This is a genomic window from Streptomyces sp. SGAir0957, assembly GCF_043523415.1.
Window position 1 is genome coordinate 105290 of record NZ_CP027291.1, and the last position, 25770, is coordinate 131059.

General features: G+C 70.6%; 18 protein-coding genes. 8 read left to right on the forward strand and 10 right to left on the reverse strand.

Going from position 1 to position 25770, the window contains the following annotated elements; genetic code table 11:
- The first annotated feature begins 52 nt into the window (after positions 1-52).
- Positions 53-1798 carry a hypothetical protein gene (locus tag C1N81_RS03020; RefSeq protein ID WP_394426444.1) on the forward strand — a complete coding sequence of 582 codons (1746 nt, stop codon included), beginning with the start codon at positions 53-55 and terminating at the stop codon, positions 1796-1798.
- 94 nt (positions 1799-1892) lie between these two features.
- Here C1N81_RS03020 and C1N81_RS03025 read toward each other — a convergent pair whose 3' ends face one another.
- From C1N81_RS03025 to C1N81_RS03040, 4 genes are all read right to left on the reverse strand, one after another.
- On the reverse strand, positions 1893-3092 hold the full coding sequence (locus C1N81_RS03025; RefSeq protein WP_394426445.1) for an NUDIX hydrolase: 1200 nt from the start codon (positions 3090-3092) through the stop codon (positions 1893-1895).
- A gap of 283 nt (positions 3093-3375) precedes the next feature.
- Positions 3376-4161, reverse strand: coding sequence for a hypothetical protein (locus tag C1N81_RS03030; protein ID WP_394426447.1), 786 nt, complete (start codon positions 4159-4161; stop codon positions 3376-3378).
- A gap of 504 nt (positions 4162-4665) precedes the next feature.
- Positions 4666-5838, reverse strand: coding sequence for a hypothetical protein (locus C1N81_RS03035; protein WP_394426449.1), 1173 nt, complete (start codon positions 5836-5838; stop codon positions 4666-4668).
- Positions 5839-5884: 46 nt separating this feature from the next.
- Entirely contained in the window at positions 5885-8071 is a 2187-nt protein-coding gene (locus C1N81_RS03040; protein WP_394426451.1) for a hypothetical protein, read from the reverse strand.
- Between the two features lie 497 nt (positions 8072-8568).
- On the opposite strand from C1N81_RS03040, the gene C1N81_RS03045 reads away from it, so the two are divergent.
- The 6 genes from C1N81_RS03045 (at position 8569) to C1N81_RS03070 (ending at position 14526) form a co-directional block, all read left to right on the forward strand.
- Positions 8569-8709 carry a hypothetical protein gene (locus C1N81_RS03045; protein WP_394426453.1) on the forward strand — a complete coding sequence of 47 codons (141 nt, stop codon included), beginning with the start codon at positions 8569-8571 and terminating at the stop codon, positions 8707-8709.
- Between the two features lie 204 nt (positions 8710-8913).
- Positions 8914-9144 (forward strand): hypothetical protein, encoded by a 231-nt coding sequence (locus tag C1N81_RS03050; protein WP_394426456.1) that lies wholly within the window; start codon positions 8914-8916, stop codon positions 9142-9144.
- Positions 9145-9247: 103 nt separating this feature from the next.
- Positions 9248-9553 (forward strand): hypothetical protein, encoded by a 306-nt coding sequence (locus C1N81_RS03055; RefSeq protein WP_394426458.1) that lies wholly within the window; start codon positions 9248-9250, stop codon positions 9551-9553.
- A gap of 48 nt (positions 9554-9601) precedes the next feature.
- Positions 9602-10135 (forward strand): hypothetical protein, encoded by a 534-nt coding sequence (locus C1N81_RS03060; protein ID WP_394426460.1) that lies wholly within the window; start codon positions 9602-9604, stop codon positions 10133-10135.
- Between the two features lie 151 nt (positions 10136-10286).
- Positions 10287-11069, forward strand: coding sequence for a hypothetical protein (locus tag C1N81_RS03065; RefSeq protein ID WP_394426462.1), 783 nt, complete (start codon positions 10287-10289; stop codon positions 11067-11069).
- Positions 11070-11238: 169 nt separating this feature from the next.
- On the forward strand, positions 11239-14526 hold the full coding sequence (locus tag C1N81_RS03070) for a DEAD/DEAH box helicase (RefSeq protein ID WP_394426464.1): 3288 nt from the start codon (positions 11239-11241) through the stop codon (positions 14524-14526).
- A gap of 169 nt (positions 14527-14695) precedes the next feature.
- Here C1N81_RS03070 and C1N81_RS03075 read toward each other — a convergent pair whose 3' ends face one another.
- Both C1N81_RS03075 and C1N81_RS03080 read right to left on the reverse strand, forming a co-directional pair.
- Positions 14696-15745: an SWIM zinc finger family protein gene (locus tag C1N81_RS03075; protein ID WP_394426467.1), complete on the reverse strand. Its 1050-nt coding sequence runs from the start codon at positions 15743-15745 to the stop codon at positions 14696-14698.
- Entirely contained in the window at positions 15742-18555 is a 2814-nt protein-coding gene (locus tag C1N81_RS03080) for a DEAD/DEAH box helicase (RefSeq protein WP_394426469.1), read from the reverse strand. The genes C1N81_RS03075 and C1N81_RS03080 overlap by 4 nt, the downstream gene beginning before the upstream one ends.
- Before the next feature lie 278 nt (positions 18556-18833).
- Between C1N81_RS03080 and C1N81_RS03085 the strand changes: the two genes are divergently transcribed.
- Entirely contained in the window at positions 18834-19352 is a 519-nt protein-coding gene (locus C1N81_RS03085) for a GNAT family N-acetyltransferase (RefSeq protein ID WP_394426472.1), read from the forward strand.
- Here C1N81_RS03085 and C1N81_RS03090 read toward each other — a convergent pair.
- The 4 genes from C1N81_RS03090 to C1N81_RS03105 all read right to left on the reverse strand — a co-directional run bounded on the left by C1N81_RS03090 (position 19344) and on the right by C1N81_RS03105 (position 25760).
- Entirely contained in the window at positions 19344-21371 is a 2028-nt protein-coding gene (locus tag C1N81_RS03090; RefSeq protein WP_394426474.1) for a protein kinase family protein, read from the reverse strand. The two genes, C1N81_RS03085 and C1N81_RS03090, sit on opposite strands and share 9 nt — an antisense overlap.
- 68 nt (positions 21372-21439) lie before the next feature.
- Complete coding sequence (locus C1N81_RS03095) at positions 21440-22732, reverse strand: M14 family zinc carboxypeptidase (RefSeq protein ID WP_394426476.1); 1293 nt, start codon at positions 22730-22732, stop codon at positions 21440-21442.
- A 46-nt stretch (positions 22733-22778) separates the two neighbouring features.
- A complete protein-coding gene (locus tag C1N81_RS03100) occupies positions 22779-25037 on the reverse strand; it encodes a GNAT family N-acetyltransferase (protein ID WP_394426478.1) in 2259 nt (752 codons plus the stop codon).
- A 75-nt stretch (positions 25038-25112) separates the two neighbouring features.
- Positions 25113-25760 carry a 2'-5' RNA ligase family protein gene (locus C1N81_RS03105; protein WP_394426480.1) on the reverse strand — a complete coding sequence of 216 codons (648 nt, stop codon included), beginning with the start codon at positions 25758-25760 and terminating at the stop codon, positions 25113-25115.
- Between the last annotated feature and the right edge of the window lie 10 nt (positions 25761-25770).

Below are 25770 nucleotides of genomic sequence, written 5' to 3' on the forward strand. Positions count from 1 at the left end.
CGGACGAACTCGAGGTCGGCCAGGTGCAAGGCGACAGCTAGAGTCCGTAGGCATGTCCTCGAAGCGCCCAGATCACCTTGTGAACGCCGCAGCGGCCACGCGCCTTGGGACGTTGCTGCACCTGCGCGGCCCGGAAGGCCGGACGGTGGTCGCCCAGAACATGGCACACGGCAGCTCGTACACCATGCCCGCGGACTGGCGCCGACTGCCAGCCTCGGAACAGGCCCGGGCACTGGTCAACGCCGAGGCGCGCCGGATCGCCGATGCCCGCGTCTACGCCTTCGACGAGACGGCCGTCAGCGCGCTGCGCGCTGTGGCAGACGATCTCGACGTCCTGATGCCGGTATCTGCAGATCTTGTGCCCTCGCCTTCCGGGATGATCTTCTTCGCCTCGCCCGTCTCCGTGTCGGCGGACGAGGGCATCATCACGGCAGCCACCTGGGGCCCTCCCATGGATGGGTTCGGAGACGGCGTCCACTTGACCTGGTGGACGGACACGCTGGCGTTCACCAAGCGTGAACTCGCCGCCGGCCGGGTCAGTCCCGGGGACGCCGAGTACCGCAAGCGGTTCTTCGGCCCGCTGATGCTCCACGTGGACATGCACCTGCCGTTCGTGCCCCTGGTGGATATCCGGCTGGTGCCGCTGGCCGAGCTCCAGGGGCCGGACCGGGACTCGGCGCCGGCCATCCGCGCGATCATCGCGGCCTGGTACGCGCTCAAACACGGCCTGGTGCCGGTGCGCGAGGAACGGGCCGATCCGGATCTCGGCCGGGCGCTGGCGGAGGAGAAGGCCAAGCACCGGGGGGTGCAGGTAGCGCGGGCTGAGGACGCGCAGGACCTCGCCGCCGCGGTCCGCGAACAGGCACATCTCGCTGCTCAGAAGCTCCCCCAGCAGGCCATGGGAGGACTGAGCAACCCGGACCAGGTCCTTCCTTGCGAACTCGACGAGGCGTTCTTGCCGGGCCGCGATGAGGAACTTGACCCGGGGCTGCGGTGGGCGACCCGTCTGTACCGGGACGCCGCCCAGCCGCTGGCCATTCTCGAAGAGGAGGCGCAGCAGCGCTACCCCGGCATCTTCGACCACCTGGAGGAAGTCCGGGCCCGCGAGTACGGCAACTGGCCCAAGTGGTGCTGGGTTCCCTACAGCCGCGTCGCCCGCGCCCTTGCTGACCTGGGCTCGGTGAAGGATGTCGACCTGGCGCTGCAGCACGCGGTGGTGATCGCGGGACTCGGCGCCTGGAAGGCCTGCGGGCGCAACGCCGTCGTCCTGGACTGGCTGCCCGACCCTGGGGACCGCACAGATCTCGTGCCAGCAGACATCCCGGCCGAACTGCCCTTCCACGGTGCGGCGTTGCTCCACACCGACGTCAAGGACGGCGTGCCCGTTTACAGCGGTGGCATGCTCGCCTTCCTCGACTACAACACCAACGAGCAGCGCGCTGAACTACTGTGCCTGGACCACAACGGCGGGCCCGGCATGAAGGACGTCTACGAATGGCAGTTGCTGTTGTCCGGCTCCACGGTGCCCGAAGCGGCTGAAGCGACCGCCGCCGTGTCCCTGCTCCCGGCGAAGCCGTCCGGTGAACAGACCACGCGCGAGGAACTCACCGAGCTCATCACCGGCGTGTTCGGCCGGTACTTCCCCTTCCTGGCAACCCTCGCCGATCCCACCGGCAACAACGCTGTGGTCGGCGAGGTCGCAGCGGCACTCGGACGCCGGCCCCCGCAGGCCTGGCCGCCGGCGGGCGGCGGCCGCCACATGACGCTCTGGTTGACCAGACCAGCCCCCACGCACTGATCCGGAGCCACGGGCAGGCGGCCTGACTCGCCGAAGCCGCGGCAACTCGTCTCACAGCCGTGGCCCGCAGCATGGTCTGCTGCTGGACCCGTTGTCAGAGGACGGCGCCGTGGACGGCCTGGGTGATGATGCCGATCGTCGTCCAGTCGACCATCGGATCGCCCGGCTGGAGCAGGTCGCCGACCCGCACCACCTCGACGTACGTGCGCTCGGTCTCCACGTCGTTGCCATGCCGGGCCTGGTCGGAGCGAAGTTCCGCGAGCTCGGCCTCGGTGAGTTCGACGGCGTAGACGGCCTGGATGTGCGAGGACAGGGTGCCCGCCGGCTGGCGGGCACCGACGGGCTGCAGGCGGGTGGGGGAGAGGCGCAGCCCGGTCTCCTCGGCGAACTCGTCAACAGCCATCTGCCGCACGTCTCCGGCTTTCGGGGCGGAGCCACCGGGCAGTTCCCGGATGAAGCCGTCCGGGGTGCGCGCGGGGGAGCGGAACTCGCGGACCAGGACGATCTCGGTGTCGAGCCAACCCGGGGCGGGGCGAAAGGCGACGACGGACGCCATGTCCGGTCGTCCGAGCACGACCTCGTTGTCCTTTACCCGCTGTTCGGCGGCCACCCACACCCGCGCCGCGTAGGCCCAGAACAGGACGTGCGAGCGGCTGGGGCCGACGCGGAAGGTCCAGGAGGTCCGGCCTCCGACCAGCACGTTACCCGCCTCTTCCTGAGCGGCGAGCCACGCGCGGAAACTCGCGGTGCGCCACAGCAGCAGCGGCACGTCGCGCTGTCCCGCGACGCGGCCGGCGCCGGGTCCGATGCGGTCCAGGGCGAGGGCGACCGTCTTGGCCAACGTGTCCGCGACGGGCGCCTTCAGCTCGTCGGCGAGTGCCTGAAGGAGGCGCACGTGCACGGCGTGCTCGGGGCAGCCCAGGACAGCGCGGCCGCTGTCCATGTCCTCCCCGAACTCGACGTTCGTGGACAGTCCCGGCAGCGTGTCCAACGCGCGCGGCACCCAGTACAGGATCTCGTCGGCACGCCCCCGGTTGACGCGCTCCCAGTCGAGCTGCCCCGTGAAGTCGCTGCCGCGTGCCCCGTCCCGGGCCTCGGGGACGAACACCACGAGCGTGCCAGGCTGCCTCCACTGCACGGTGATCTCACGCAGAGCCTCGGGCCGCCACGAGGGGACCTCGGCGGTCCGCGGAGCCGGGCCCGCGAGGAACACGCTGGCCACGTACGTCTCGGGGGGCTCCTCGCCGGCGAAGACAGGCTGGACGTCGCTGGCTGCGAGCACGCTTGTCGTCACTGTCTGTCCTTCATGTCATCCGCGTTTTCCGAGTGTCGGCAGGCCGCCTGACACCGTTCGTACGTTGTGCCCGCGGCGGGCCAACCGCTTTGCCTGCAGCAACTGGCGGGCCAGTGGGCGGCTTCGTCACCCTGTCCCGACGCCCGCAGCAGCGCTCTGGCCCTCAGCATCGCCGCCCGCGTCTGCCCGTACAAGGCGTCGGCCGGACTGTACCCGAGCCGGTCGCGGCTCATGGCAGGTCCCGGCTCGGGCGACTCCGGCGGCGCGGCAGGTTCTCCTCCGGTCAGCGGTCTCGCTTCGACCTCCGTTTGGGCTGGGTACGCTTGCCGACGGGGCGCACCGTGGGCGTCGTCTTCCTCTTCTGGGTGGCCAGGGAGGACTGCAGGACGGAGAGGATCTTCTCCTTGAGCTGCTGCGCCTGCTCGGGAGTGGTCGCTTCGGCCGGAGTTTCCAGCAGATGGGTTTTGACGACGGAGAGGATGTCCCATTCCCACGGTCCGCGCTGGCTGGGAGCGGGAATGGTCCGGGTGAAGATCTCACCTTCCTCGCCGTACAGGTCGGTGAGGAAGGCCAGCGCGTCCCGGTCGCTGATCTTGTTGATCTGTTCGCGCTCGGGGGCCCCCTTTGCGAGACTCTCGACGAGACGTACCTCCTCCAGCAGCTTCAGCCGGAGGGTCTCCTGCATCAGCATCCGGCCGCCGGCCCCGCGGTACAGCCACGCAGCGAGCGCCGCGGCGACACAGAAGTCGGCAGGTCCGACGTCGTCACCGCCGGTGAGATGCATCGGCTGAGTGCCGGGCGGGAAGGTCGCCAGCCGGGCGAGTGCGGCCTCCTTGTATGCCTCGGGTACGAGCTGCTCGACCAGCTCGCACACCCCGGGCACGACGGCTTCGTTGGGTAGAGGACCGTGGCGCTCTTCGATGGCAGTGAGTGGCTCGGAGGTGATGCGCAGGCACTCCTTCACCGGGAACTCGTAGCGCGGCAGCGGGTACGGTATACGCCCAGGTTCGTCGTCCCAGGTGCCGATCCTTTCGACCAGGGCGGCAAAAGTGGCGGGCTCCTCGTCCATGAGGGCGATGACGGCGCGCAGTGCCATCCCGCTTATCCGGCCTTGGCGTTCGCGTATCGGCTGCGGGAGCGCACCCATCAGATCTTCCACAACTCGTCCCCTCTAAAAGCCTGTTGACCGACGCTATCAGCGGTGTCCGTACGCGGGGCCGACCTTTCTATCAGTAGTCCCACATGTTGTCGGCTTCCGGCCGAGGTGGTTCGACTATCACGCCGAGCGGGTGCGCAGTGCGTTGGAGAGCAGGCCGCCGGTCGTCGACGAAGGGCGCGTTGTCGCCACATCCGCGAGACCAGTCTTCCCTGGGGTGACGCGAAGGACGAGATCTGGCCTGGCGCGCTGGGTCGCGGAGCAGGAGAAGCGGCACCTGCCGGCCGCGGGTTCGTGTCCCCCTTGGGGCCAGGTGGTGCCGGGGGAGAGCGTCGGATAGCGGGGGAGCGCGTCCATGAGCCGGCCTCCGAGGTCACGAACGGGATCTGCGGCGGGGCAACGGATCTGGGCGCCTGGTCAGAGCAGGAGTCCGGTGTGCTGCTTGGCCAGTGCCTTCGCCTCGGACTCCCTGGTGGCGAGACGACGGACGGGCTGTTCATCGTGCAGGTGTTCCGTGGTGAGCAGTTCCCAGACCTCCGCACGCCCCGCCGGGTCGTCCATGTACCGGTCGGTCAACTCGTACCAGTGCAGCAGTAGTTGTACGGTCGCACGCTGCGGTCTCGGGGCGGCCAGGCGCCTCATGTCGAGGTGATGGTGGCGCCGGGCGCCCCTGATGCTGCTCCGCAGGTCCTCGGGTACGGCCTCCGGGTTACTGGCTCCAGCCAGGAGGCGCTCCAGGTCTTCTGCGCAGGATGGCACCGGCGGCAGCGCGGCATTGAGTTCTGGAGGTGGGCCGGCCTTGAGGGTTCCTGCCGGTCGATGTGCCCACCGGAGGTCGGTTCCGGGGCGGAGGAGCTCGGCGTCGATCCGCTCGGTGCCCTCGGTGTCGTCCAGGTCGACGACGTAGCCTTCGGGACCGGTCACCTGCTGGTTCTCGTCGTCGAAATTCCAGCCGATGTCCCGCACGTAGCCGCCCTGGCCGGCGAAACTTCCGCCGTGCACGCGGACCCGATCATGCACGGCAAGGCCGCCTTGCTCGGCGCTGAAGGCGGCGCTGACCGCGGCCGCGGCCCAGTGCGTGCACACCTCGAGCGCGGGGTCCGGCAGAGCCTCGGCGATCCCGCGACTCATCCCCTCCCACCGCGGCTCCGGCAGGGGCCCGTCCGCCGCGTTGCGTCCCCGCTGCATCAGGGCCTCCCAGGGCGGGGACGGCACGTTGCGGCGCCGGATGGGGGCTTTGGGATCCCACGTCCGGTTCAGCCACCGCCATCGCGCGAGCAGCGGATCCGACAGCTCGTCAGCCGGTGTGGTGAGGGCCTGGCCTGCATCCGGGAAGGTGTCTTCCACGAGGTGGATGACGTGCTCGTCGTCCCACAGCCACCACAGGGCCTTCGGCCACGGCACCTCGCCGACCGGCGTCTCGTGGCGCACGTGCAGCGCGTACAGGACCACCGTGATGATGTCGCGGATGGCGACATCGTCCCAGCAGCCTTCGTTCATCCCACCGGGCCGCTCGCGGTCGGCGACCACCGTCGCGCGGCTCACGGCTGCCTCCCAGGTGCTGGGTGCCGTGGTCGTCTCTGCGGTCACCTTCTCCTCCGGTCTTCTCGGGTCGGCGGCGCCGTGAGGCCAGGTCTCAGAAACGGATGTTGTAGACGGAATGCGGGCCCAGGACTGCGGTGAGGCCCACCAACAGAGCGGGCTGTTGTTTGTCGCTGTAGGAGTCGACGTGTACGTCGGTGCGCAGATGCTGCCACATCCGGGCGACCGGTTCGTCGCCCGCTTCGAGGTCGTGGCCGAGGGCCTGAAGCCGCGCGCCCCAGCGGCGCGCCGTCTCGGCAGCCGCGTCGGCCGTGACGCCCGTGCCCTCGGACTCGATCAGGGCGAGGACCTCGTCCCGGCTGATCTGCTCGACGCTGTTCTCCCCCTCGCGGGCCAGGAGGTAGAGGGCGACGGTGAGGGCGGCGCAGCCGTCGCTCAGCCGGCCGCCGCGCACCTGGTGCTGCTCGAAGCGGCGGCCGGCGACCTCGACCGTGCGCGCCCACGCGTCCTGCCACGCCTGCGGCCCGCCTTCGTCCCGCCACTGCTGCAGCCGCTCCGGGACCGGCTGGCGGCTCGGCGCCCACCGGTCGCTCTCCTGCTTCAGGTCGGCCAGGAACGCGTGGACCGCCTGCGCCAGCCGCCGGCCGTCGTCGCTGTCCCGGACCACGGGGGCCGAGAGCGCGTAGATGACCTCAAGAAGGAAGAGCGTGAGGGCGTTGCCGCCGTGCCGCTCGGGCAGCCGCGGGGACAGGACCGCTGCCAGGGCCTGCGCGAGATCGTCCTGCTCCAGGTCGACCGACTCGGCGAGCGCGACCGTATCGGCCTCGGGACCCAGGTAGGAACGGAAGGAGCGACGGTTCTGCTCACGCTCTTGGAGTTCCGCGAGCGGGGGCATGAGCCGGCGGGCGGCGTAGGCGGGATCGGCTTCGCACAGGATGAGCCTCTGGAGGAGGCAGTGGCCCAGGTCGTCCGGGGCCCCGTCGATGGGGGACATGATCGTGACGCCGCAGCTGCAGTGGAGCGTGAGCGGGTCGCCCCAGCGCCCCTCGACCAGGAAGGACTCCTGGTTCTTGCAAGCCGGACAGGCGAACTGCTCCAGGCCCGTCTCGTGGTCGTAGGGAGGGGTGCCGCTGATGGAGGAGTCCTCGGAGATGCTCTCGTTCCACTGGGCGATACCGGCGTCCCACCGTGTCAGCAGGATCCGGTCGACGTTGATGTGCCAGATGTGATCGTCGGGGTAGGCCTCGGGGGCGCCTTCGGTCGGCCGGTCCTCGCGGTAGCCGATCCGGGGCAGTACGACACGGCGTCCCTCTCCCGGCGCACCCGGAGCGGGGGTGGACACCGGGGTCTGGCTGCCGCCGCTGATCGCCTCCAGCCGGTGGCCGACGGTGCACTCGTGGCCGCTCTCCCGCAGCCCGTACGGGCAGTGCTCGACATGCAGCGCAAGCAGGTGCCGGGCGTGACTGCACAGGTCGGTAAGGAAGGCACGGTCGCGGCGGGCGAGCCGTTTGATCGGCGCGATGATGGCCTCCGTCTCGGGCGGGGCCACGAAGAGGCGCAGGATCTCCTCGGTCCGCTCCGGGTCCTTCAGTACCGGCAGCGCGCGGGTGAAGACGAGTTCCCGGATCGTGTCGGTCGTGACCTCGTCGGTGCGAGCCTGATGGTGGAGGACCGCGCCGAGGAGCAGAGCCACCGCGTCGGCGCCGGTGCCTCTCAGTCCGGCCTCACGCTGGCCGAACTGGTACTGCTGCCACGCCTCGGTCAGCTCCCTCTCGGCCATCGGCGCCGCCTGGGACGACCAGCCGATCACCACCGCACCGACTTGGCAGCACAGCTCGGCCAGCGTCTCCGTCTCATCCAGGCCTTCCACAAGGGGGAGATGGCCCATCAACGCGTCGAGCGCGTCTTCGGCCGCGGCCCGCCGCTCCGCGGGCGTCATCTGCTCGAACAGCCCGAACAGCGGCTCGCCGGCGGTCATGGCCCGTACCAGGCGCTTCAACTCGGAGGAGGAGGCGCTGAACCTGTCGTCGTCATCGGTCATGTAGCCGGGCAACTCGCCGCGATACACGCGCAAGGCCGTCAGCCGGGAGAACGCCACCAGCCGCACGAGGCAGCCCGTGTCGGCGGCGACCTCATCCAGATGCTCGGCCACGCACTCGCAGTTCTTGAGCACGGCGCCCATCAACGCGCCGAGAGCCTCCTCGTTGACCGCCCGCCCTTCGGAATCCGTGTCCGTCACAGCCCTGGGCAATTCCACCGACCCGTGCTGGTGCGTGCCCATCGGGCCCCCTCCTTCACCCGCCCCGCCTGGACTGCGGATGCGCGGCCTTCTCTCGTCTCAGCAGATCACAGCGTAGGCGCCGCCCGCAGGCCCTTCCAACCGTCAACGACGGTCCAGGAAAGGACAGATGAACCTCGGTCGGCGCCATGCCCAGCATCCCCATCATCAACCATGCTCAGCCCACGACATCCGCCCACGATCTGCCCGTCGTCCAGAACCTCGAGCACCCCTGCATGAAGGCGCAGCTCCGCGGCGAGACACCCCGTGCGACCCACGCGGCTCCACGCACACTCATCAGCGACGCGACAGAAACACGGGAGAGCAAACCGCCCCATTCGGGGCGCTGTTACCGCCCCGGTCTGACGTGAATTCGCGGATCGGTATGGCAACGCTCGGCGAATCGCAGCATGATCGTGGCGACCCCCGAATCGGCATACGCACCCGGGGCGATGCGCCACCGCCCGCGGGGCCGTGAACTGTAGGGGGAGGAGCCGGAGGTGCTGACCAGAACCGGTCGCGTGTGGCAGATATCCGTACTGGCGGCCTGCGGGATCGTCCTGACCGTGGTGCTCGCCGGAACCGGGCTGTCCCTCCGCCTCTCGGCGACGGCGGGCCTCGTGCTGCTGGCGCTGCTGTGAGCCACCGCCCACGTCGTCACCGACCTGGAGCTTGCCTACCCGGTCACCCGGCGCGGCCGCCTGCGAGCAGATGCCGCGCGCAGTGAGCCCCTCCTCGCGTTCACCGGTGCGGCCCTCGCGGCGCGCAACGCCGCCGGCCGCGCCTGGCACACGGCCTACACCGGTGAGGCCGACCGTCACCAGAAGGCCCGGTCCGATCTCGCCGTGGCCTTGACGGCCCTCGACGAAGAGCTGCCCCGCGTCCTGGGCCTCGGCTTGCCGAAGGCCACGGAGGCCGCCACCCGACTGCACACCGAGCTGCACGCGCTCGGCGCCGGATGCACCCCGTCGGCACTCCAGAACGACCAGGACCGCCTCGCCGCCCAAAGCTCGATCGGCACCCATCTCGATGTCCTCCTCGACCTCACCGAGGAGGCTCAGTCGATCCGCCCATGAAGCCCCGGCGCCGGCCGACGCACGCAGGCGGAGCCGGCCGACACGACATGACGGGCCGAGGCGGGGCCCACCGTGAGTTCCGCCGACGAAAGGACGACACGACGTGCCTGACCTTCCTGAACCCGAAATGGCCACCGTGCGCATCCCGAAGGCCGCCCAGGAGGCGTTCGCGGCAGCCGTCGCCGCCGAGGTCGTCGCGACCTTCAAGGACGACAGCGGCCTGGACTGGTGCTACCCCTGGGGGACGCGCGAGGTCGACCACCTCGAGGTCGCCCTCCTGCCCGGCGGCGACGAGGTCATGCTGCGGATGTCCTCCGACCGGGCCGCGACCATCGTCTGCCCGATCGAACGCTGGTACGAGCTGGTCGCCCGGATGACTCCACCCGGGCAGGGCCCACAGGAGGCGTGACCCGGCGTACGCTGCACAGGCGACAGACATCAGAAGGGGGCTGCGACGATGGGCTGGCTGCTCGGCAAACGACGCGGCGGGGACATGCGACAGGCAGCCCACCGTGCTCAGTGGGCCATCGCGGTCAACACCGGCTACATGGCCTGGACGTCGGCGTGGAGCAAACAGCCCCGACCGTTCCAGGCCGACCCCGCCGAGACTCCCCGCTCCATCACCGGTCCGCTGCTCGCGCACAGCCAGGAGATCGACGAGGCGCTGGGCGCCTTCCTCGCGTGTACCTCGCCCCCAGAGGTCACCGAACTCGTGGACCGCACACGTCGCTTGCTGAAGCCGCTCCTTGATCTGCAACCGTCCTGGACCGCACACCTCGCCGCCCGTCAGGAGGGCCGCCGGCTCTCCGCGGAGGAGCGGGAGAGTGCGCTGGGCATGGATCTCGACTTCGGCGGCTTTCTCCTCAAGGACTGGCCGCACGAGGAGTCCGCGATCAGCGCGGCCCTCGCGGTCGCGCCGCTTCTCGATCAGGTGCACGACGCCCTCGTCCCCTACTCGGGCCGGAACTGGACAGCCCCGGTGAACCGTTGACCCCCCGCCCCTCCTGGGCTGGATGATGGAGCCGGGGGATACCCCACGCGGCTCCCGCCACCACAGAGTGCGGCAATCGGACCGTGATCGGTGGCAGCCGGACGGACATCGACCTGCCGCAGCGGGTCGGCGAACTACAGGAGGCGTTGCGGTGCAGCTGGAGCAACAGTCCGGTCGGCTCTGGGGCGGCGGCGTCGCCGCCCGCATCGATGCTCGCATCACCGCAGACCCGGGAGATGCAGAGACGGAGCCCGCGCCGGTCTTCCATCTGAGCCGGCATGACCCAGCTCCCGCGCCCGACCCGGACGACACGCTGCTGACCATGTTCCTCACCGCCATCGATGCCGGTCCGATCGGGGGGCCGAGCAGGACTGCCGCTTTCGAGCGCTGGGCACATACGTCGTCGGCGGTCGCCGTACGGGTTCGCGGGGACGAGGCGCCGGAACTCGTCGTGGACCGGATGATGGCAAGCGCAAGCCTGGTCGCGGTGAACACCGCAGGCGCCCTGATCGACGGGCGGACCTGCCGTGTGGGGCTGCGCTCGTCGATCTTCGGGGGGCGGTACAGCCGAGACGGCGTTCTCCTCACTATGACGAGCGAGACGCCCGACGCGCCGGTGGAGCTGTTTCCGTCGCTGCTGTACGCCTGGCTGTCGTGGTGGCGTCAGCGCGACAAGGCGCGGCATGCCCCGCAGACCCCGCCGCCTCCGCAGCGCGACAGCGCTGACATCAACGACTTCGCGGGGGAGGTCGCCGCGTGGATCGAGCGGGCCGCAGAGGTGAACCGGTCGCGCCCTGCCCCGAAGGTCACCGTGCCGCTGCCACCGGAGCGCCTCGACCTGATCGAGGACGGGCACCGCTACACCGTGCACCTGAGCGACTTCGAACTCACCACCTGGCCCGACCTGCCTCCCGCGCAGGACCGCGGGCTGTAGGTCCGCGACCGATCCCAGGGCACGCAGCACGCTGTCCACGGACGTCGCACCGCCAACTCTGCGCAGTGCGCGGACCGTTGCTCCGTTGCTGTCCGCCCGGCAGCCAGGAAGAATACGGTCCGTTGCTGATCAGCGCGGATCGTATGCACATTCCGGTTTGTGGGTGGGGATGACGTCAGGGAAGCTGTGGCCGCATCAGGCCGAGGCAGTCGAGTCCGTCACGCAGGCCATCGGCCGTGGCGGCCGGACGAGCCTCATCGCGGCGTGCGGAACGGGCAAGACCAGGATCGGCCGCGCAGCCGCGGCCGGCCTGGGCACCGTCCGACGGGTCCTGGTCGTGCTGCCCACGATCGAGCTGCTCGTCCAGACTCTGCGGGCCTACCGTGACGCCGGCGACGGCCCGCTCGGGATGGTGGCCGCGGTGTGCTCGGATCCCAGCGTCGCGGAGCTGGAGCTGCTGCACGACGAACCCGACATCACCGTCACGACCACCCCGGCCGTGCTCGCGGACTCCATCCGCGACGAGCACCGCGTTACGGTCCTGTCGACCTACGCCTCCCTGCCGGTGATCGCGGAAGCCCACAGCACCCACGATCTTCCCGCCTGGGACCTGGCCGTCATCGACGAGGCGCACCGCACCACCGGCAAGGCCGACGGCCCGTGGAAGACGGTCCACCGCGACGAGCAGGTTCCGGCACGCCGGCGCCTGTACATGACGGCCACGCCCCGGATCTCCGAGCGTGGCGGCGTCGACATGGTGTCGATGCACGACACCTCGATCTTCGGCGAGGTCTCCTACCGGCTGCCGTTCTCCAAGGCGATCGAGATGGGCCTGCTGGCCGACTACCGGGTCGTCGTCCCGGTCGTGACCGACGAGGAGGTGCACCGGCTCGCCGCCGACGAGACGCTCGCGATGACCCTCGGCGGCGCCAAACTGTCGCCGGGCACACTGGCCGGTCAGATCGCGGTCCTGCGCACCATGAAGGAATTCGGGGTACGGCGGGCCATCTCGTACCACCATCGCGTCGCCGAAGCCAAGAAGTGGGCGCAGACGCTGCCGGCGGCGGCAGCCCTGCTGCCCGGCGGGATCGACCTGTGGGCCGGCCACGTCTCCGGGATGCAGGCGCCCCACCTGAGACGACGCGTCATCGAACGGGTGGCCGACCCGGGCGGGGACACCGTGATGGTCTCCAACGCCCGGGTTCTCGGCGAGGGCGTCGACATCCCGGCCGTCGACGCCGTGGTCTTCACCCGGCCCCGCAAATCCGCCGTGGACACGGTCCAGGCCGTCGGCCGTGCCCTGCGCACCGGCGGCCGCACCGACAAGATCGCCACCATCGTCGTCCCGCTGCTGCTGGCCGCCGCGGAGACCCCCGAGGCCGCCCTGGAAGGCAGCGCCTGGGAGCCGGTGTGGCAGGTGATCCGGGCGCTGCGCGACCACGACGACCGGCTGGAGGACTTCCTTCACATCAAGCGCGTCCAGCTCGGCGAAGGAACCCTGTTCGACGAGGAGGGGCCGCGGGAGGCGAAACTGCCGCCCTGGCTCCACATCCGCGGGGTGGACGTACCGCCGGAATTCGCCCAGGCCATCACCATCCGCGCGCTGCGGGCCAGTTCTCCGAGCTGGGACGAGTACTACGGCGCCGCGCGCGCGTACGCGTATCTCCACGGACACGTCAACGTCCCCAGCAAGTGGGTCAGCCCCGGCGGCCTGAAGGTCGGCCAGTGGATCGGTGACCAGCGCAAGGCACGACGCGACGGCCGACTGAGTGCTGAGCGCGAGAGTGCGCTCGAGGCCCTCCAAATCGTGTGGAACACCAAGGACGACGGCTGGTCCAGCGCGCTGGAGCACGCGAAGAAGTTCCACGCGACCCACGGCCACCTCGACATCTACCAGGATGCGCGCGCCGAGGACGGCTATCGGATCGGTCAGTGGATCGGCTGGCAGCGCATGGCCTACCACCAGGGCAAGCTGACCGCCGACCGCATCGCCGCTCTCGACCAGCTGGGCATGATCTGGAACAAGGCCCTCACCGCCTGGCAGAGCAACTACGGCGAAGCACAGGCGTATTACGAGGAGCACGGCGACCTTCTCGTGCCGCACTCACACGTCACGGCGTCCGGGCGCAGCCTCGGGACCTGGGTCGGCAAGCAGCGCAAGGACCACGAGGCGGCCAAGCTGTCGGCGGAGCAGATCGTTCTGCTCGACGAGATCGGCATGGTCTGGCGGCCCCTGGACGCGGCCTGGCAGCAGGCGTACCAGCACGCCTGCGCATACCGGGAGCGCAACGGCCACCTCGACGTGCCCACCGCGCACGTCACCTCCGACGACTTCCGGCTGGGCACCTGGATCGGCAACCAGCGCAAGGCATGGCGGGAAGAGCGGCTGTCGCAGGACAAGATCCGTGCCCTGGAGGACCTGGGCATCGTCTGGGACCCGCTGGAGGCCAAGTGGGAGCGAGGCCTGGCCGAGGCCCGCATGTACAAGGACCAGTACATGGACCTGCGCGTCCACGCCAAATACGTGTCCCCCTCCGGGTACAAGCTCGGCGGCTGGATCGCCGACCAGCGAAAGGCCCGGGCGCGAGGCACGCTGCCCGAGCGGCGCGTCGACAAGCTGGATGCGATCGGAATGGCCTGGGCCGTCCCGGACGACACGTGGAAGGTCGCCTACCGCGAACTGTGCGCGTATCGAGAAGAATACGGAAACCTGGACCTGCCACAGGACTTCATCTCGTCCTCAGGAATCAACCTCTACAAATGGGCAGGAACTCAGCGGAGCGTACGGGCTACCGGAAAACTGTCCGAGGAACGGCAACGGCTGCTCGACCGCATCGGATTCCCATGGGACCTGGAACGAGACCGATGGATGCGCCGCTACCAGGAAGTGTCCGCAGCGATGGGGGAAATCAAGAGCCCCCGCAGTCTGGATGTCGGCTCGCCCGAGCGGATCTGGCTCGACAACCAAGCGGTCGCCTACCGCAAGAACCGACTGGACCCCGAGCGCAGAGAGCTGCTCGAAGCCCTGGGAATCACATCCGACCAGGTCTGGACGATGTGGCGCAACGCCTACGACGAAATCGCCGCGTTCCACCGAGAAGAGGGAAACTTCCAGGTACCTGAGGAATACCGCACCATCGACGGGACACTGCTGGCGGCGTGGAAGAACAATCAACGTACCGCACGCAACCAGGGGAAACTGTCCGAAGAGAAGATTGCGCTTCTCGACAAGATCGGATTCCCGTGGGATCCCTATGCCGAGAACTGGGACGACCAGTACAACGAAGCCGTCACGTTCAAGGAACGCAACGGCCACCTCCGCGCCCGGGACGGGTCACGACTGCACAAGTGGCTGTCGCGGCAATACCGCAATCACGAACGCGGAATCTTGAACAAGACGCATCTGGGACTGCTGAATCGACTTGATCCGCAGTGGGGTGAGGTCGCCGAAGCGTAGACCTCCGTCCCGCACGCGTCATCCGGCGGCCTTCCTGGTCGTCACGCTCGCTGGCGCTGTCCGGTCGACCGCATCCGACTCCCGCCAGGCGCCGAGGACGTGGCCCCAGAGCCAGTCCGCGGCGGCGAGGGTGCGTACGCCCGGACGCCTCCGGTCCGGAGCGCAACGGTCAACTGCTGCTGTCCTCGGGCCAATTCGCGACGGCGGCGGCCAGCTCGGCCGTGCTCATGCCCAGGTTCTCCTGGAGCCGCCGTTGGAGCGGGACGTGAAGCTGGTGGCGCGCCGCCAGCCGGACAGCGTCGTGCGCCGGATCGGCGGGAGCATCCGTGTCCGACGTCGAGGCGTCTTCGCCCGGTGAGGTCAGCGCGGTGAGCATCGCGTGAGCACGCCGGCTGGTTTCAGCGCCGAGCACGGCGAGCGCCCGCGGGTCGGTGCCCGGCACGGCGGGCAGCACCGGCTCGGCCGGAGCGCCGGGAGCTGTCGGCAGCGAGGGCAGGGGCGGTCGGGGCGAGTAGTCCCAGAGATCGTAGGCGGTCTGCGCGGAGGTGACCGGCGGGTAGGAGTAGTGCGCGGGCCGGTAGTGGGGGTCCAGGCTCGCGTGGCCGGGATCCATCAGGCCGGCGAAGAAGTCGCTCGCGGACCGGCCCCGGATCAGGAGCAGGACCAGGGGCATCGCGTCGAGGACCCGGGCGGTCTGGAACAAGGCGGTGGCGGCGTGCCGGCACAGTGAGCTGCGGCTGGAGCAGCTGCACGAGGCGTGGCACTGGTCGATGGTCGGCAGCAGCCGGATGCCGTTTCGGGCGCCCGCGTTGTTGATCTCGAACAGCACCTCGTCGGCGGGCAGGCTCGCCAGCCGGCCGACGAGGTGCCGGGTGATCAGCGTCAGATCGCGCCACTGCGATCCGTCCAGGACCGGGATACGGATCGTCGGGTTGGGCTGCGGCGTGTACGCGTAGGGCGACGGGTCGGGGTTGGTGTTCTCGTTGATCCAGCACCAGATGGTGCCGGCCTCGATCGCGAGGGAGGTCACGGGCGCGGTGCGCGCGTAGGCGCGGGCACGCAGGAGCGGGCTGGAGGTGCCCTTCGAGGCGCGCTTGGCACGTGGGGAGAGCGAGTCCAGCCAGGTGCGGCCACCGAGGCGCTCGCACATCTCGGTGCCCGGCAGGGCCTCGAAGGGGGCGAAGCGTACGTGGTAGGAGCCCTTGTGGGGGAGGGTCATCGCCTGCTCCTGAGCGCGATCAGGTCGAGCAGCTGCTCGTCGGTCAGTTCGGTCAGGCCGCTGCCAGCGTCGGCGAGGACCGTGTCGGCGAGGTCCTTCTTGGTGGCCAGGAGGTTCGCGATCCGCTCTTCGACGGTGCCTTCTGTGATCAGGCGGTGGACCTGGACGGGATGCGATGAGCCGATCCGGTGGGCGCGGTCGGCGGCCTGGTCCATCACCGCGGGGTTCCACCACTGGTCGATGAAGACAACGTGGCTGGCGCGGGTGAGGGTCAGGCCCGTGCCGGCGGCCCGCAGGGACAGCACGAAGACCGGGAAGTCACCGTTCTGGAAGTCGTCGACGAGGGCGTGGCGGTCGCCGACGGGCGTGCCGCCGTGCAGCATGCGGTGCTCGACGCCTTGTTGGGCGAGGCGGGCGCTGACCAGCCGGGCCATCTCGACGTACTGGGTGAACACGAGCACCGACTGCTGCTCGGCAAGCATGACGCCCAGCAAGTCGTCGAAGAGGTCGAGCTTGCCGGAGCGGCCGGACAGGCGCCGGGTGTCCTTCTCCTTGAGGTACTGAGCGGGGTGATTGCAGATCTGCCGCAACGCGGTGAGGAGCTTGAGGACCAGGCCGCGGCGCGCGATGCCCTCGGCGGCGGAGATCTGGTCCATCGTCTCGCGGACCACCGCCTCGTACAGCACCGCCTGCTCCCGGGACAGGGAGGTGTACTGGTCGGTCTCGGTCTTGGCGGGCAGTTCCGGCGCGATGCCGGGATCCGTCTTGCGGCGACGCAGGACGAAGGGGCGGATCAGGGCGGCGAGGCGGGCGGTGGCGTCCGGATCGCGGTGTGTCTCGATCGGTTTGGCGAGCCGGGTCCGGAAGGTCTTGAGCGGGCCGAGCAGGCCGGGGGTGGTCCAGTCCAGGAGCGACCAGAGCTCGGTGAGGTTGTTCTCCACGGGCGTGCCGGTGAGGGCGACGCGGGCCCGGGAGGGGATCGCGCGAAGGGCGCGGGCGGTCGAGGAGGTCGCGTTCTTGACGTACTGGGCCTCATCGAGGGCAATCAACGACCAGTCGACGGTGGCGAGTTGTTCGGCGCTGAGCCGTGCGGTGCCGTAGGTGGTCAGGACGAACGTGTCCTCGGCGAGACCGTCCAGGGTGCGGCCGGGGCCGTGGAAGCGGCGCACGCTCGTCCCCGGGGCGAAGCGGTGGATCTCCCGCTCCCAGTTCCCCAGGAGGCTGGCGGGGCAGACCACCAGCGCCGGGCCGCGGCTTGTCGGCGCTTCCTGATGCGTGAGGTGCAGCGAGATCAGCGTGATCGTCTTGCCCAGGCCCATGTCGTCGGCGAGGCAGCAGCCCAGCCCGTGCGAGGTGAGCTGACGCATCCACGACAGGGCGTGCTGCTGGTAGTGCCGCAGCGTGCCGGCCAGACGCTCCGGAACCGGTGTGGCGGGCGCCGGCCCGGTGAGCGCCGTGCGCAGGGTGGCGAGCCAGCCGGCCGGCTCGACCGGGATCGTTTCGCCGTCCACCTCGGTCTCGCCGCTGAGTACCGCGGCGACGGCGTCGATGGCCGACAGCTCCGCGATCTGCCGCCCGCGGGCCTTGCGCAGCAGGGCCGCGTCGACAAGGACCCACCGGTCGCGCAGCCTCACGAAGGGGCGTTTGGCCTCGGCCAGCCGGTCCATCTCGGTGTCCGTGAGGTCCTCGCCGTCGCCCAGTGCCGCCTGCCAGCAGAAACTGAGCAGCGCATCCGGGCCCAGCAGACCAGAGGGCGCGGTGCCCGGCTTCTTGGGCGCCAGGACGGCCCGCACCGTGAGGGAACGGACCAAGTCACGCGGCCAGTGCACCTCACAGCCCGCCGCGGTCAGGTCGGTGACGGCGTCCCCGAGCAGGTCCTCGACCTCCTCGACACTCAGATCGAGGGCGTCCGGCACCGCCACCTCCAGCAGGCGCTGAAGGGGCGGCCAGGCCCGTGCGGCGCCGCGCAGCGCGACCAGCGTGCCCATCTGCCGGGCGGCGTCCGGCGACCCGGCCGGTGCGGGCCGGCGCCACAGGACGCCGGCCTCCACCAGGTCCTGCGGCGGCTCGACGTCCCGCACCTGAAGGATCGCCCGTACACCGGTCTCACCCTCGTCGGCGATCTGCAGGCGCAGCGAGATCTGCACGCTCACCGGCGCCTCCGCCGGCCGAGCGGCCGTTCCGAGCACCAGCTGCGGCACGTGCTGCGGGGCGCGGGCGGCGAACGCGCCCGAGCCGGTCAAGTACGCGGCCCCCGGGGTGCGCGGGAGGGTGTCGGCGATCGCGTCGAGGAACGCGCCGAGCAGGAACACCGGCTCCGGGATGGTCGGCGGGTACGTACTGGCGCTGAACGGCAGCGCGCGAGCCTGCGGCGGCATCGCCGCGGCGAGCAGATCGAAGTGCTCCTGCTCGTCCGGCATGCCCGGCCCGGTGCGCCATGCGTCGAATCCCGTGGGCGTGATCTCCGGGCGCAGGCGGCCGGACGCCAGCAACTGCAAGGCGAACAGCGACGCCCCACCCCAGAACTGGCAGCTCTCATCCCCTTCACCGCCGGTGCGGCAGCGGGCCAGGACCGGCACGGCGGCGTCTAGGGGCATCCACCAGTACGGCACCCGTGCCGAGCGGATCCCGTCCCGCTGCGCGCGCACCACCGTGGTGTCCCGCTCCCCGCGCACCGCACCCTCGGGAACCGTCAGCTTCTCGGCCGGCCCCATCGTCGCCGTGGGCCGCCAGAACACCATCCGGCACTCCCGCGGGGGATCCCCGGGATCAAGCGCGGCCGCGTAGTCGATCAGACGGAATCGGCCCACAGCCTGCGAACTCCTCTCACACGCACCGCCCTTCAGGAAGCGGGCAGTCGACAGGTGGGAGTCTGCCTTCATCTGCGGCGGCTCCGCCCGGATCACGGTGTAACAGACCCGAATGAGCGACAGACGTGCTACGGAAGGTCGCTGACCGCGTAGTTGACCTCCCGGACGACACGAAGCCGGTCACCTACTGCGTATCCAATCCCTCCGCGTGCGCCCCGGCCCCGCCCCACAGACCGTGCCCGTGCGCTCACCGCCGTCGACAGGGCACTATCGGCTCCATGACGTCCACGCCCACCGCCACCGACGATCGGGCCGCGAATCACCTGACGCCCTCCGTCAGCGTCATGCCCTACGACCACCCGGATGCCCGCCGTCTTACCCAGGCCCTGCGCGCCGAGCAACTCGGTCTGTACGGATTTGCCGACGACCCGGGCATGACTCCCGAAGCCGACTTCGATCCTCCCCACGGCCTGTTCCTCATCGCCCGCATCGGTGACGACCCGGTCGGCTGCGCAGGAGTGCGCCTCCTCGACGAGCACACCGCAGAGATCAAGCGGATGTATGTCGCCGGCGACGCCCGTGGCCACGGCATCGGCCGGCATCTCCTCGAGCACCTCGAGCAACACGCTGTCAACCGCGGAGTCATGCGGATCATGCTGGAGACCGGGCGCCGCAACACCGCCGCCCTGGCCCTCTACCATCGCACCGGATACGTACCGTGCCCGCCCTACGTCCCCGGACGCGACCACGCCATCAACCGGGCCATGATCAAGTCCCTCAGCAGCGCCTCACCGTGACCTCGTCGGCGAGTCGGGCCGGTAGGTCCTAACAGCCCGGTCGAATATCTCGTCGACGCGTCCGCGCTCGTCGGCCGGCCCCTGGACGAAGAGCACGTGGTAGTGGCTGGCGAGAACGGCGGCCTGGTTGCGGGCGTACAGCGGTGTGCCGTCGTTGCTGGTGTAGGAGTACCGGCCTTCGGCCAGCGACTGGTCTGCTCCGATGTCGATGCGTCGCACGTGGTCGGCGGTGCCGTCGGGGTCCGCCCGGTACGACGCGAGCTCTGGCTCGTTCTGCTGATAGTCGAGTGGATCCGGATGCTCGCTGGAGTTGTCGCGGCCAGGTACGACGGTCAGGCTGAGGCCGTCGCGGGTGAACTGGACGCGGGATCGATCGGGCTCCGCGTGGCGCTTCCAGCCGCCGCCGATGTCGATCTGGAAGCCGGTCGGATCGTGGCGGCCCGGACCGGTCGTCGGCTGGGGCGAGGTCGGTCTTGTCGTCGAAGGGCGGTTGTCCCCGGGCGCGGCGGTCGGCGAGGGCGAGGCCGCGTCGTGCGGAGTGTCCGCCGGCCCGGTGCGCGTCAGCGCGAGAGCTGCGTAGGCCGTGACGCCCAGGGCCATGGGGAGCGCGGCCACAAGGAGAGTGCGTCCGCGTCGGCGCGAGGTCGCGCGGGTACGACGGTGCCGCCCCTGTCGTACGGCTGGCTGCCCAGCGGGCCGACGGCGTACGAGGTGGCCGCGGAAGCGCAGCACCGGCAGGCGGCGTGATGGCTCGGGCAGTTCAACGTCCGGATCGTCGGGGAGCGGCGTGGGTTCACGGGCGTCGCGCAGCAGGGAGACCAGCCAGCTGTCGGTCTCGGCGAGGGACGGCCGCCGTTCGGGGTCCGCGCGCAGCAGGCACTCGATCACGGGGCGCAGTTCGCCGCTCGCCTCGGCGAAGGCGGGCGGCTCCGCGCACACCATGGCCACGAGCGCGGCGGCATCCTCTTCCGGATACGGCGGATGCCCCTGGAGCACGCGGAACAGCAGGGCGCCCAGGGCCCATAGATCCGCGGCCGGCCCGACCGGCGGTGCGAGCCGCCACGTTCCGTCGGGGACCGGCGCGGCCTGTTCGGGTGCCCACCTCTCGACCACCGCGCCGATGCGCACCATCCGCGCGTCCCGTGCCCGGCGGGCCTCGAGCGGGGTGAGCGGCGCGACGGGTATGTCGTCCTCCGCATCTCGGGGAGCTTCCGGGCGAGATGGATGCGGGGCGCCGGACGAGCCGGCACGGTCCGGCCGGGGGCTGGCGGCTGTCTGGCGCTGCGCGTCGGCTTGCAGGGCATCCCACCCGCCGGAGCTGCGTGCCGGCAAGAAGCCCGGGGACAACGACGGCGAGTCGTGCCGGTCGGGTACCGAGTGCCTCTCGGGCTCACCGGGCGTGCGCCGGATGGTCTCGTCTTTCCGGTCGTACGGAAGCAGGCGGGGCGGGAATCCGGACAGCGCCTCCTCGGCGACGCTCTGGGCGAGGCCGTCGAGGACAACGCTGCCGTTGCCGCAGATGAGCAGCGTGCTGGCGGTGATGTTGCCGTGGAGCCAGCCGAGGGAGTGCAGGTGCCGGAGCGCGCTGAGGACCTCGCGCGCAATCTCTGCGGCCCGAAGGGGCGTGGGCGGCCGTCTGCCGAAGAGTTCCGACCGTGGGCGAACAGCGACGCGCTCACTAATGATCCACAGCGCCTCGCCTTGGACCACCACGTCGAAGACCTGGGTGAGACGAGGGTGATCAGGCAAGCGGGTCAGGGCCCGGACTGCGGCAACGGCGTTCTGCACGTTCCGTTCCGTCGACGGCATCCCGGTCGGGGAGTCGGATACGCCGTACGCCGCCGGGTCCGCGCTGAGGGTCTCAGGGAGCGCGATGCGGGTGACCTGCACCTGATGGCCGCTGAGCGTGTCCAGGCCGCGAGTGCTGCGCGGCTCGGCCGCGTCCGGGTGAACTTGGACCCCATCCAAGTCCACCCGGTACCGCTTGCCGAGCAGGAGCGTCGTCGGGGTGTCGTTCATCGTTGTCCTTCTCAGGCCGGTCTGTCCTCCCATGCCAGGAGTTGGGGGAGCAGAGCAGGGGATCGGCCTTATCTGCTGACGCCGAGGTCTTCGTCGGTACGCACTGGCGGCCGCGCGCCGCGCCGCGCCACCAGATCTGCTGCGGCGAGGACCGTGGTGATCTGGTAGGTCACGGCCTGGGCGACGGGCACCGGCTCCGGTTGCAGCACGGTCTGAGCCCGGCGGCACCACGTAACGAACTCGGCTTCCAGCGCGTCGTGTTCGGCGTGCAGGGCGCGGTTCCCGGGCTGGTCGGCGCAGCGGGTTTGGAGATGGCGCAGCAGCATGCCGGCGGCGCGCAGCGGCACCGTCAGCGTGAGCGGCTGGTTCGCGGCCAGGGCGGGGTGCTGCTGTACCTGCCCGATCATCCACGCCATGATCGCGACCTGGTCGCGTGCGGCTGTGGCGAAGATGCTCTCCCGGCCGTCGTCTGCCGCCAGGGTCCGGGACAGCGCCTCGCTCACGACCGTACGGGCGTGGTCCAGGACGGCGATGCTCTCCTCGGCGGGCAGGGTGAGCGGGCGGGTGCGCCACATCGGCACCTCGGGGAAGATACCCAACCCGCCGTGCCGGGCAGCGTAGTGGGCGCTGCTCATGCCGGTGGGTTCCCATTTGGCATCGGGCGGTGCCGGCTGCGGGGGATGAAGGACGAACACGCCGTTTCCGGGGCTCTCCAAGCCCGCGCAGTCGCTCGGCGCGGTGGCGATGGGCAGTCCGCCGCGGTCGGCTGCTGTGGCGAGCACGTCCACCAGCTGCTGCTCGCCTGGGGTGATCATGTAGTGGCAGTGGTCCCAGTTGCCGTTGTGCAGGGAGACGAGCAGGCGGGGCCGGACGGTGTCGATGACCGTCATCATGGCTCGCGTCTCGGGGAGCGGGGCGGTGAAGTGCTCGGTGGGGAACGTCCATTCGGGCTGGTCTGCCCCGGCTGGCCGGTAGAGCCCGCGGTGGTAGGACTCCATGGTCGGCGGCCACGCCGCCCACCAGGGCTCGTTGAGTGCGGTTCCGTCGGGGTCGGTGCACGGCACGAAGTGCCAGGTGAAGGTCTCGCGGGTCTCGGCGTGTGTGGCCACGTACGAGGCGAGGGCCTCGATGGTGGCCAGGCCGAAGGGCTCGTCCGGGTGCGGGGCGCCGAGGAGGAGCACGTCGACGGGCCCGCCGTGGACGGTGAGCAGGTCCACCGGCCGACCTGCCCGGGAGCGGCCGATGGTCTGAAGGCGGCACGACTGCGGGTGCGCGGCGGCTACCGCGTGCAGCCGCTCGTTCAGTTCTTCCAGCGTGGGCGGGCGGTCGCCGATGAGACGGGTCGCGGGATGCAGATCCACGAACGTCCTTTCCTCATAGGTGGTGTGGCAAGGGGGAGGGGTGCGGTCAGCCGCTGATGGTGATCTCCGCGACCGTCGCGCGGATCTGCTGGTCGTGGTGCTGGTCGGCGCTCAGAAGCGTGGTGACCAGGGCGCTGGCCTCAAGGGTTCGGCGCGCCAGGTCGGCGGCCTCCTCCGGTCGGCCGCAGCGGTGCAGCAGCACGGCGAGGTCGGCCTGTGCCCGCAGGGTGTGCGGGTGCTCCGGGCCCAGGGTCTCGTCGCGGGCCGCGGCCAGGGCGCGGACGACGTCGAGGGCTTCGTCATAGCGTTCCTGTTCCCGGAGCAGGCGCACCAGCAGGTGCCGCGAGGCCAAGGTGGTGCGGTGTCGGCCTCCGAGCACTCGGTCCAGGTCCTCGGACACCCCGCGCAGCACCTCCTCCGCGGTGTCCGCCCCGGTGCGCTGGAGCACCCAGGCCAGGGCCAGCCGCGCGGCCAGGGCTTCCTCGTGCGTGGCGGGCAGCCCCGACTTGGCACGCTCGACGGCATCGCGCGCCAGGGTCTTAGCCTCCTCCCACCGGCCCTGCTCACCGACGGCCTCGGCCAGCCGCGCCATCGCCCCGACCGTTTCGGCCGCCGTGGGCCCCGCGAGTTGCTCCCAGCCCCGCAGGACCTCCCGCAGCCGGGCTTCGCCCTCGGCCCACCGTCCCTGGCCGTAGCAGACCAGGGCGTGGCCGTGCAGCGCTGCCAGGTACGGGGCGGTCCCGGCGGCTCCGGACTGCTTCAGGGCGGTCAGGACGTGTCCGTACAGCACGTCGGCGCGCGAGAACGCCCCCTCGCTGAGGGCGCGCTCGGCCCGTGTGTGAAGGCGCTCCAGGAGCCTGCCGTCGAGGCCGGGCTCGGCCGCGGGGGTGGGTCTGGTCCGGGTGGGATCCGGCGTGAGGCGGATGCGGGCGTAGGTCCGGTCGTCGAAGCTGTCCGCGCCGGGCCTGATTCCCTTCGTGCCGGGGTTCACGCCGACGCGCTGGGGGTCCTGGCTGATGGCTTCCCGCAGCTCGTCCTCGGCGGCCGCCAGGGTCGCCGCCGGCGACAGGAAGCCGTCGGTGGTCAGCACGACCTCCTTCACGTCGCTGTCGAAGGGGATGATCTCCACGAAGTCGGCCGGCACGGGGGTGCCGTCGAAGACGCCGTAGCCGTATGGGCCCGGCCGGTTGGCCAGCCGTCCTTGCTCTTTCAGGATCGGCAGGATGACCGCGCGGCCCGGGTCGTGTTCCGCGATCTCGTCCTCGGAACGGCCGCCGGCGAGCAGGCAGTGCGTGTACGCGGCGCGGCTGCCGGCCAGGACGTCGTCGATCCGTTTCGTTGCGGGCAGGCGCGTCCAGGATTCTCCGCGCCGCAGCGCCACGTGGACATCGCCCACCCGCCAGACGAGACCAAGGGCCGGGACCACCACGGCCGCGACCGCGCTGGGCGCGACCGGGTCGTCGGCCGGGACGTTCCACTGCTCGCGCAGCTCGGCGAGCGCAGCCGTGATCTGCTCCACCGCTTCACCGGGCGTCGTGCCGGGCGCCATGCGGGCCAGGGTGTCGCGGACGCACTGCGCGGCACGCGCACCGCCGGTCAGCCCTCCGTAGTCCCGCCCGCTCTTGTCCGTGGCCCCGTCGATCACGGCCACCAGCTCATCCGTGATGAGGAGTTCGTCCTCGTTCGTGCTCGCAGCCCCCTTGGGGACCGTGACGTGCTCGACCACCTGCCAGGACCCGGAGCCGCCCTCCGCCGCGGCCGGCCGGGGCGCCGGCACCGCCGTGCCGCGCACGGGGAGGGGGAGCAGCAGGGTGTTGGTGAAAGGAACAGCGCTGTAGCGGGCGTAGAAGGAGCCGGCGTCGTTGCCGTCGATCACGCTGATCCGCAGGGACGTGGCGCCCCGGGCCCGGCAGTGATCGTCGACCGCCTGGAGCAGCTGTCGCCCCAGCCCGCGGCCGCGGGCTGCGGCGGCTACCACCAGGGTCTCCAGAACTCCGACGCGGTCGCCGAACCTCCACGAGCCGGCCGCCGCCACGATCCGGGCGAAGGCGTAGCCGAGGAGCCGGCCCTCCTCGCGGACGGTGAAGACCGTCGCGTCGGGGTCCTCCAGCCAGCCCTCGTACTGCGCCCGCCGGATCTGCCAGGACTCGGACGCCGAGCGGACCTCGCCGAACTTGCCGAGGTGAGGAGCACAGGCCACGTGGTGGTGCAGAAGTTCGCTCCACAGCGGGGCGAGTTCGTCCAGGGCATCAGACGGATGCTCCCCGACAACGAGCTGTGGAGATATCGGTGTTGACGACGACATCGGCTTCCTTTTATGGGTGGGACAGGCGAGCCAGGAGGCGCCGCGCCCCCTGGTGGGGAGGGCAGGGCTGGGGGATCAGGCGGTGCCCAGGGGGATCGCGGCGACCGGGTCCCAGGAGATCTCCCACGCCGTCGGGCAGCCCTCGCGCGGGCGCTCGTGGAACGCGACCTCCAGCAGGTGCGCGTGCGTGACGTGGAACGGGACATGGCTTGGGGTGATCTTGCGGAGCGCGCTCTGCAGCGGGTCGCCGTCGGCCGTGTCGTACGCGTAGCCGAGGGACATGTGGTGACGGCCGCCGTCGTGCTGGAGCACGCCCCGGCCGCGGGCCTCGACGAGCGCGTCCTGAACGTGCCCCTTGAGATCGACCAGCGGCTCGTCGGGGGACAGGTCCAGCAGGGCGCCGGCCTTGTTGGCAATCGGCGAGCCTGCGGTGACCTGGAACGGCGTCACGTCGTCGAGGTGCTTGCGCAGCGCCTCGACGAGGTCCTCGCGTTCGGCGGCCGAGATCCGGTCCGCGGTAGTGTCGGCGACCATCTCCACGGTCGCGTGCAGCCGCCCGTTCTCCAGGAGCGCGATCGGGTACGGCTCCATGGCCGCGTGACAGGCGCCGGCGAGCCGGTCGAGCTCGCGATCCACCGCCAGGTCGGGCAGCAGGTAGACGTGCAGGACCCGCTGCCCGTCCGCCCACGGCGCTCCCTGGAAGTGCGGGACGAACCTCTTCATGATCTTGTTT

Excerpts from the sequence above, each read along its gene's own strand:
- C1N81_RS03020 (WP_394426444.1), top strand. The coding sequence starts at position 53 with ATGTCCTCGAAGCGCCCAGATCACCTTGTGAACGCCGCAGCGGCCACG.
- C1N81_RS03030 (WP_394426447.1), bottom strand. The coding sequence starts at position 4,161 with ATGGACGAGGAGCCCGCCACTTTTGCCGCCCTGGTCGAAAGGATCGGC.
- C1N81_RS03040 (WP_394426451.1), bottom strand. The coding sequence starts at position 8,071 with ATGGGCACGCACCAGCACGGGTCGGTGGAATTGCCCAGGGCTGTGACG.
- C1N81_RS03060 (WP_394426460.1), top strand. The coding sequence starts at position 9,602 with ATGGGCTGGCTGCTCGGCAAACGACGCGGCGGGGACATGCGACAGGCA.
- C1N81_RS03070 (WP_394426464.1), top strand. The coding sequence starts at position 11,239 with ATGACGTCAGGGAAGCTGTGGCCGCATCAGGCCGAGGCAGTCGAGTCC.
- C1N81_RS03075 (WP_394426467.1), bottom strand. The coding sequence starts at position 15,745 with ATGACCCTCCCCCACAAGGGCTCCTACCACGTACGCTTCGCCCCCTTC.
- C1N81_RS03085 (WP_394426472.1), top strand. The coding sequence starts at position 18,834 with ATGACGTCCACGCCCACCGCCACCGACGATCGGGCCGCGAATCACCTG.
- C1N81_RS03090 (WP_394426474.1), bottom strand. The coding sequence starts at position 21,371 with ATGAACGACACCCCGACGACGCTCCTGCTCGGCAAGCGGTACCGGGTG.
- C1N81_RS03100 (WP_394426478.1), bottom strand. The coding sequence starts at position 25,037 with ATGTCGTCGTCAACACCGATATCTCCACAGCTCGTTGTCGGGGAGCAT.
- C1N81_RS03105 (WP_394426480.1), bottom strand. The coding sequence starts at position 25,760 with ATGAAGAGGTTCGTCCCGCACTTCCAGGGAGCGCCGTGGGCGGACGGG.